Consider the following 7,437-nt stretch of genomic DNA (forward strand, 5'->3'; position numbering starts at 1 on the left):
GCGTGGTATCCGCGTTACAGACGCATCCACCGGACTCGAAACGACGCTGTAACGTGGTATCCGCGTTACAGACGCATCCACCGGACTCGAATCGACGCTGTAACGTGGTATCCGCGTTACAGGACGCATCCACCGGACTCGAATCGACGCTGTAACGTGGTATCCGCGTTACAGACGCATCCACCGGACTCGAATCGACGCTGTAACGTGGTATCCGCGTTGCAGCCGCAACCTCCGGGCTCGAAACGACGCTGTAACGTGGTATCCGCGTTACAGACGCATCCACCGGACTCGAATCGACGCTGTAACGTGGTATCCACGTTACAGCAGCACCCACCGGACTCGAATCGACGCTGTAACGTGGTATCCGCGTTACAGACGCATCCACCGGACTCGAATCGACACTGTAACGTGGTATCCGCGTTGCAGCTCCTCGGGCACAAAACAAGGGCTGGCCAAAAGCCGCATTCCGACTCTCGACCAGCCCCGTCCCCGCATTTCCGCTATACCGCTGTCTCTTCTCCGATCGCCCGAGTCGAATCGCGGACGACCAGTTCGGGCGCGTAGGTCACGTCCTCCGCCTCGGCCGAGGGATCGGCCATCAGGCGGAGCAGCATCTCCGCCGCCCGCTCGCCCATCGCCGTCTTCGGATGGGTCAGCGTCGTCAACTTCACTTCGGCCGCCTGGGCCAGCGTCGAATCGTCGAACCCGACGATCGACAAATCGTCCGGCACGGCGAGTCCGGCTGCGCGGATCGCCGGCAGCAGCGCGACGGCCAGCTCGTCGTTGTAGCAGACGAACGCCGTCGGCCGGCCGTTCCGCCGCAGCAGCCCGGCTGCCGCCTCGGCCGGACGGGACCATTTGTTCTCCGAGGCGTACGTGACGACGCCGTCCGGCAGCATCGGCACGCCGTAATGCTTCATGGCGCGCAGAAACCCTTTCATCCGGCGCGTGCCCTGCAGGTCGTCCGTTTTGAAAAATCCGGCGATCCGCCGGTGCCCGAGCTTGATCAGATGTTCCGTCGCCGCGAATCCGCCGGCTTCGTCGTCCAAGACCAGGCACGGGCAGTCCAGTTCCGGATAGCGGGCGTTGATCATGACGACCGGGATGCCGCGGTACCGGAACGCCAGGAACTGCTCCAGGTTCGGATTGCCTTCCGCGCTTTTCGTCGGCTCGACGATCAGGCCGCCGACTCCCCGGTCCATCATCATCTGAAGACTGCCTTGTTCCCGCTGCTTGTCGTTGTCGGTGCTCGACAGGTACAGCCCCATGCCATGGGCGCGCAGCACCGCTTCCGCTCCCCGCACAATGTGCGGGAAGATGTAGTCCGAGATATACGTCGTCACCATGCCGACGGCGGCCTGGGCCGCCCCGGCCTTGATGAAGTCCGGCGGCGCCACGAACGTTCCCTTGCCGCGCTGGCGATACAGATAGCCTTCCTGCTCCAGTTCGTTCAACGTCTGGCGAACGGTCTGCCGGCTCATACCGAACCGGGCAGCCAGTTCATTCTCCGACGGCAGCAGCTCGTGCGGCTTCCATTCGCCGCTGTGCAGCCAGGACAGAATCTCTTGCTTCAATTGCAAATATTTCGGCAGATCGCCGCGCGTCATTCCGTTGACACCGCCTTGCCTCCGTTCACGACTTGCGCAGCTTCCACGCCAGATCGGCGAGCACGAGCTCCCGACGCAGCGCGTCCGGGCGCGTATCCTTGCCGATGATGACCGACTCGATGCCGGCCATTTCGGCGAAATCGGCCATCTGCGCGGCCGTCACATGATAGGAGAAGCCGGTATGGTGCGCGCCGCCGGCGAGAATCCACGACTCGACGCCATCCCTGAGGTTCGGCAGAACACGCCACAACACACGCGCCACCGGCAGCTTCGGCATCGGACGCTCGACCGGCACCGCTTCGACTTCGTTCACGAGCAGGCGGAACCGGCTGCCGAGATCGACGATCGACGCGTTGATCGCCGCGCCCGCCCGGCCGTTGAACACCATCCGGGCCGGCGGCTCCTTGCCGCCGATGCCGAGCGGATGCACTTCGATGCGCGGTTTGTCCGCCGCGATCGTCGGGCACACCTCAAGCATGTGCGCGCCGAGCACCAGCTCGTTGCCCGGTTCGAGATGGTAGGTGTAGTCTTCCATGAACGACGTGCCTTTGCCGCCCGCCATCACTTTCATGAGCCGCACGAGGGCGGCCGTCTTCCAGTCGCCTTCGCCCGCGAAGCCGTACCCGTCTTCCATCAGCCGCTGCACCGCGAGGCCGGGCAGCTGCCGCAGGCCGTGCAAGTCCTCGAACGTCGTCGTGAACGCGGAGAAACCGCCCTCCTCGAGCATCGAGCGCAGGCCGAGCTCGATCCGCGCCTGGTAGGCGATCGCCTCCCGCTTCTCCTCGGTATCCGCGACGATATCATAACGCGATCCGTATTCTTCGAGCAACCGTTTCACATCGGCTTCGCTCACGGCGTTCACCCGTTCGGCGAGATCGCCGACGCCCCAGGTGTTCACCGACCAGCCGAAGACAATCTCGGCTTCGACCTTGTCGCCTTCGGTGACGGCCACCTGCCGCATGTTGTCGCCGATCCGCAGCACTTTGAGCGTCCGGCTTTCGGCCCAGGCAGCGGCCGTCCGCATCCACGCGCCGATCCGCTCCTGCGCCCCGCGGTCTTCCCAGTGTCCGAACACGACGGACCGGCGGACGTCCATCCGCGCGTGGATATGGCCGTGCTCGCGGTCGCCGTGGGCGGCCTGGTTCAGGTTCATGAAATCCATATCGATCGAATCCCACGGGATGTCGCGGTTGTATTGCGTCGCAAAGTGCAGCAGCGGTTTCTTGAGCACCGACAGCCCGCCGATCCACATTTTCGACGGCGAGAACGTGTGCATCCACGTGATGACGCCGGCGCACGCGTCGTCCGCGTTCGCTTCGATCATGAAGCGCCGGATGTCCTCCGGCGTCGTCAGCACCGGCTTCAGCACCAGCTCATAGCCGAGCGCGCCGCTTGCGTTCAGTCCCGCGACGATCGCCCGGGCGTTTTCCGCAACCTGCTCCAGCGTCTCCGGTCCGTACAAATGCTGGCTGCCGACCGCGAACCAGAACCGATATTTTCTCGTCTCAAGCATGACGGGTAACCTCCTCTTTCAATGCTTTCAACCGTTTCATCACATCGTTGCCGCCGCGTCCGAAATAGTCATGCAGCGCCGTGTATTCCTTGTACAGCCGGTCGTAGATCGCCGCGTTTTCCGGAATCGGCTTGAACGATTCCTCCCGCACGCGCGCCATCTTCTTCGCCGCTTCCACGATCGAATCGTAACCGCCCGCCGCCGAACCCGCCGCGACCGCGGCGAACATCGCCGCGCCGACCGCCGGCGTCTGCCGGGACGCCGCCACCTTGATCTCGCGGTTCGTCACGTCGGCGTATATCTGCATGAGCAGCCGGTTCTTCTGCGGCAGCCCGCCGCAGGCGTACAGCTCCTTCACCTCGACGCCGTTGCTGTCAAACGCTTCGACGATCTTGCGCGTGCCGTACGCGGTTGCTTCGAGTAGCGCCCGGTAGATCTCTTCCGGCTTCGTCAGCAGCGTGCAGCCGACGATGACGCCCGTCAGATCGGCATCGACGAGGACGGACCGGTTGCCGTTCCACCAGTCGAGCGCGACCAGCCCCGACTCGCCGGGCTTGAGCTTGGCCGCCCGCGCTTCGAGCCACTCGTGCACGCTGACACCTTCGCGTTCCGCCGCTTCTTTCACATAGGCCGGAACCGCTTCCTCCACATACCATTCGAAAATGTCCCCGACCGCAGACTGGCCTGCTTCATAGCCGAAATATCCCGGAATGATGCCGTCTTCGACGACGCCGCACATGCCTTCGACTTCACGCTCTTCGGTGCCGAGCAGCATATGGCAGATCGACGTGCCCATCGCCATGACGAGTTTGCCCGGCTCGGTGACGCCGACCCCCGGCACGGCCGCGTGCGCGTCGACGTTGCCGACGGCGACGGCCGTCCCCTCCTTGAGGCCCGTGATCTTCGCCATCTCCGGTGTCAGCCCGCCGGCGCGCGTGCCGAGCGGCACAATCTCGCCGCGCAGCTTCGTCTCCGTGAGATTCTCAAGGCGCGGGTCGAGCGCCTTGAAATATTCGCGGCTCGGGTAGCCCTCCTGCTTGTGCCAGATCGCCTTGTAGCCGGCCGTGCAGCTGTTGCGGAGAATGTTGCCGGACAGCTGCGCGATGACCCAGTCCGTCGCTTCGAGGAACTGGTCGGCCGCGTCATAAATCTCCGGCGCTTCGTCCAGAATCTGCCACACCTTGGCGATCATCCATTCGGACGAAATTTTGCCGCCGTACCGCTTGAGCCATTTCTCGCCGCGCGCTTCCGCGATCCGGTTGATCTTGTTCGCCTCGTCCTGCGCCGCGTGGTGCTTCCACAGCTTCACCCAGCTGTGCGGGTTGTCCCTGTGCTGCGGCAGCATGCAGAGCGGCGTGCCCTGCGCGTCCACCGGCAGCATCGTGCAGGCCGTGAAATCGATGCCGATCCCGATCACATCGTCCGGATCGACGCCGGACATTTCGAGCACGGCCGGCACCGAACGCCGCAGCACTTCAATGTAATCGTCGGGATGCTGCAGCGCCCAGTCCGGCTCGAGCCTGACGCCCGATCCCGGCAGCTTCTCGTCAATGACGCCGTGGGGATACGGCGTCACGTGGTCCGCAACTTCCGTCCCATCCGCCAGATCGACGAGTACCGCGCGTCCCGATTGCGTGCCGTAGTCAATGCCGATCGCGTATTTTTTCCCCATGTCCGCTCCTCCCGTTCCTCAGGCTGTCGGCCCGGATTGGCCGTAATAAGCGTTCGCTCCGTGCTTGCGAAGGAAATGCCGGTCGAGCAGCGCCTGATCCATCGGTCCGACCTCGCGCAGCTGCAGCGTCCGGTGGCCGATCTTCGCGACTTCTTCCAGCACGACCGCGTTGTGCACCGCTTCGTGCGCGTCCTTGCCCCACGCGAACGGCGCGTGGCAGTGGACGAGCACGCCCGGCACCATCGCCGGATCGATGCCCCGCGTCCGGAACGTCTCGATGATGACGTTGCCCGTCTCCAGTTCGTAGGCGCCGCGGATTTCCTCCTCCGTCATCGGGCGCGTGCACGGAATTTCGCCGTAGAAATAATCGGCGTGCGTCGTGCCGAGCGCCGGAATGCCCCTTCCGGCCTGCGCCCACGCGGTCGCCCAGGGCGAGTGCGTATGCACGATCCCGCCGATCGACGGGAATGCCCGGTACAGCGCCAGATGCGTCGGCGTGTCGGACGAAGGCTTGAGCGCGCCTTCCACCTTGTTTCCTTCCAGATCGACGACGACAAGATCGTCCGCCTTCAGCTTCTCGTACGGTACGCCGCTCGGCTTGATGACGACCAGCCCGCTCTCCCGGTCAATGCCGCTCACATTGCCCCAAGTGAATGTGACAAGGCCGTACCGCGGCAGATCGAGATTCGCGGCGAGCACCTCTTCTTTCAGCGCTTCCAGCATGCGCGGCTCATCTCCCCCTTCATTGTAAAGGCTTTCTTTTTGCATTGTAGCACTTGTTCGTACAAGTTGGCAATTATAAAGTTGGATTCGACAAAGTTGTACATACAACTACATGCAAAAAAAAAAGCCGCACGGCGGCGGGCCATACGGCGGAACTTGAGATCGTTCACCGATTTTACAATTTCGGATCCTCGGTATCTTCCCACTTGCGGGAATACGCTTTGTTCGTGACCCAGAACGTCATCCAGGCCAGCAAAATGAGGATGACGATCGACGCCACCCATACACCTGTCGGCACACCCATTGCTTCACCCTCCTCATCCTCAGTCCACTCTATCCTACCATCCCCGCCCGCCGCTTACAACCTCCAGCCGCGTGTCCAACCTCCCGGCGGTCTGTCTGCATATGATGATCGAAAAACGCAAAGCGGGGAATGCTCATTGAAGAAGAAAATTGTTTTCGTCATACCGTTCAACAACCGGTACTCTTCCGATGCGGCCGGTACCGCCGACTGGATCCGCAGCCGGATCGGCATCTTCATGCGGTACACGCTCCGCAGCCTGCTGAAACAGGATACGCAGCGGTTTCAGGCGTTCGTGCTCTATCGCCCGCAGTCCGAAGCGCTGATTCAGGCGGCCCTCGCGCAGCATCCTCCGCTCCCCGGTCATGTATCGTTCGTCACGAAACCGGTCTATGAAGCGAAAGTGGCGGAGGCTGTCAAGGAATACGATCTGCTGTACGAAGTGAATCTCGAGAGCGACGACATGTACCATCGATCGTTTGTCAGCCTGCTGGAGCGCCATGTTCCGAAGAAGTCGCCGGTTGTGCTCATTCCGCAGTACGGCTATGCTTACGATTCCGTCCAGAACCGGATGGCCCGGTTTTTCTTCTGGGCGCCGAGCTTCCTGACCACCGTCTATCCGGCGGAAGCCTACAGGGCCGGATTGCGGCTTCAGCTGTCCCAAGGCTATCGCAGCGCGCTGACGCTGCCGCGCGAATTCATCTGCGTCCGTCAGCCGATCTGGATCAACCATGTCCATTCCGACAACACGGGCATTTCGTTCACAAGAATGTCGTACTGGAAGCTGAAGGGATACACGGACGCCTTCAGCGTCCCCCCGTGGAACAACGGCGCGAGAAAGGCCGCCCATTTCGGGCCGGAGATTGCGGACAAGAACCAGATCCGGCGCATCCTGAACGATTACTTCTGAGCATGAAAAAAAGAACCCTGTCCGGGTTCTTCTTATTTGCGAATGGTGCGGTAGAGAGGACTCGAACCTCCACGGGCGATGCCCACTACCCCCTCAAGATAGCGTGTCTGCCAATTCCACCACTACCGCATATTCGATTCGGCTCGATGCCGCGTCCGCCGATCCGGCGGAAGAAAAAAACTGGTGAGCCATGTAGGACTCGAACCTACGACACCCTGATTAAAAGTCAGGTGCTCTACCAACTGAGCTAATGGCTCATGGTGACCCGTAGGGGATTCGAACCCCTGTTACCTCCGTGAAAGGGAGGTGTCTTAACCCCTTGACCAACGGGCCGAACATGTGAGCGGCAGCCAAAGCCGCTGTCATCAAAAAAGACCGTCGGACGGTCTTCCGTCAGGCTGCCGCCGAATCAACCAAAGAATGGCGGAGAAGGAGGGATTCGAACCCTCGCACCGCTTGCGCAGTCTAACCCCTTAGCAGAGGGTCCCCTTGAGCCACTTGGGTACTTCTCCATGATGATGGCTCCCCGAACAGGACTCGAACCTGTGACAACTCGGTTAACAGCCGAGTGCTCTACCAACTGAGCTATCAGGGAACGTTTCGCGGCGACAAGTAATAATTTATCACGATTCGATTTTCGAGTCAAGCATGCGCAATCACTCAGGTAAAATGTTACCGAAGGGGGATCGGATCACTCACGTCGAAATG

6 protein-coding genes and 5 tRNA genes are annotated in these 7,437 nt (G+C 61.8%); 1 reads left to right on the forward strand and 10 read right to left on the reverse strand.

All coding sequences use genetic code 11. The annotated features are described in order from the left end of the window. Nucleotides 1-503: 503 nt before the first annotated feature. The 5 genes from KJQ12_RS19365 to KJQ12_RS19795 all read right to left on the reverse strand — a co-directional run bounded on the left by KJQ12_RS19365 (nt 504) and on the right by KJQ12_RS19795 (nt 5,822). Nucleotides 504-1,610, reverse strand: coding sequence for a GntR family transcriptional regulator (locus KJQ12_RS19365; RefSeq protein ID WP_213487113.1), 1,107 nt, complete (start codon nt 1,608-1,610; stop codon nt 504-506). Between the two features lie 25 nt (nt 1,611-1,635). Then, nucleotides 1,636-3,123 carry an L-arabinose isomerase gene (araA, locus tag KJQ12_RS19370; RefSeq protein WP_213487121.1) on the reverse strand — a complete coding sequence of 496 codons (1,488 nt, stop codon included), beginning with the start codon at nt 3,121-3,123 and terminating at the stop codon, nt 1,636-1,638. Further along, complete coding sequence (locus KJQ12_RS19375; protein WP_213487122.1) at nt 3,116-4,795, reverse strand: ribulokinase; 1,680 nt, start codon at nt 4,793-4,795, stop codon at nt 3,116-3,118. The genes araA and KJQ12_RS19375 overlap by 8 nt, the downstream gene beginning before the upstream one ends. 18 nt (nt 4,796-4,813) lie before the next feature. Beyond that, nucleotides 4,814-5,518: an L-ribulose-5-phosphate 4-epimerase gene (gene araD, locus KJQ12_RS19380; RefSeq protein WP_015253927.1), complete on the reverse strand. Its 705-nt coding sequence runs from the start codon at nt 5,516-5,518 to the stop codon at nt 4,814-4,816. Nucleotides 5,519-5,693: 175 nt separating this feature from the next. Further along, nucleotides 5,694-5,822: a hypothetical protein gene (locus KJQ12_RS19795; protein WP_015253926.1), complete on the reverse strand. Its 129-nt coding sequence runs from the start codon at nt 5,820-5,822 to the stop codon at nt 5,694-5,696. A 136-nt stretch (nt 5,823-5,958) separates the two neighbouring features. On the opposite strand from KJQ12_RS19795, the gene KJQ12_RS19385 reads away from it, so the two are divergent. Next, nucleotides 5,959-6,729 (forward strand): hypothetical protein, encoded by a 771-nt coding sequence (locus KJQ12_RS19385; protein ID WP_213487125.1) that lies wholly within the window; start codon nt 5,959-5,961, stop codon nt 6,727-6,729. Nucleotides 6,730-6,772: 43 nt separating this feature from the next. On the opposite strand, the gene KJQ12_RS19390 is transcribed toward KJQ12_RS19385, so the two are convergent. The 5 genes from KJQ12_RS19390 to KJQ12_RS19410 all read right to left on the reverse strand — a co-directional run bounded on the left by KJQ12_RS19390 (nt 6,773) and on the right by KJQ12_RS19410 (nt 7,324). Next, nucleotides 6,773-6,858: transfer RNA gene (locus KJQ12_RS19390), tRNA-Leu, on the reverse strand. A 52-nt stretch (nt 6,859-6,910) separates the two neighbouring features. Next, nucleotides 6,911-6,986 (reverse strand) — tRNA-Lys (locus tag KJQ12_RS19395). Nucleotide 6,987: 1 nt separating this feature from the next. Continuing rightward, nucleotides 6,988-7,062, reverse strand: a tRNA-Glu gene (locus KJQ12_RS19400). A gap of 88 nt (nt 7,063-7,150) precedes the next feature. Further along, nucleotides 7,151-7,241, reverse strand: a tRNA-Ser gene (locus KJQ12_RS19405). Nucleotides 7,242-7,248: 7 nt separating this feature from the next. Beyond that, a tRNA-Asn gene (locus KJQ12_RS19410) sits at nt 7,249-7,324 on the reverse strand. Between the last annotated feature and the right edge of the window lie 113 nt (nt 7,325-7,437).

It is taken from the genome of Thermobacillus xylanilyticus (genome assembly GCF_907165215.1).
Lineage (GTDB): Bacteria > Bacillota > Bacilli > Paenibacillales > Paenibacillaceae > Thermobacillus > Thermobacillus xylanilyticus.

What these genes read in the sequence shown, in the direction of transcription:
- araA (WP_213487121.1), bottom strand. Translation starts at nt 3,123, where the DNA reads ATGCTTGAGACGAGAAAATATCGGTTCTGGTTCGCGGTCGGCAGCCAG.
- KJQ12_RS19375 (WP_213487122.1), bottom strand. Translation starts at nt 4,795, where the DNA reads ATGGGGAAAAAATACGCGATCGGCATTGACTACGGCACGCAATCGGGA.
- KJQ12_RS19795 (WP_015253926.1), bottom strand. Translation starts at nt 5,822, where the DNA reads ATGGGTGTGCCGACAGGTGTATGGGTGGCGTCGATCGTCATCCTCATT.
- araD (WP_015253927.1), bottom strand. Translation starts at nt 5,518, where the DNA reads ATGCTGGAAGCGCTGAAAGAAGAGGTGCTCGCCGCGAATCTCGATCTG.
- KJQ12_RS19365 (WP_213487113.1), bottom strand. Translation starts at nt 1,610, where the DNA reads ATGACGCGCGGCGATCTGCCGAAATATTTGCAATTGAAGCAAGAGATT.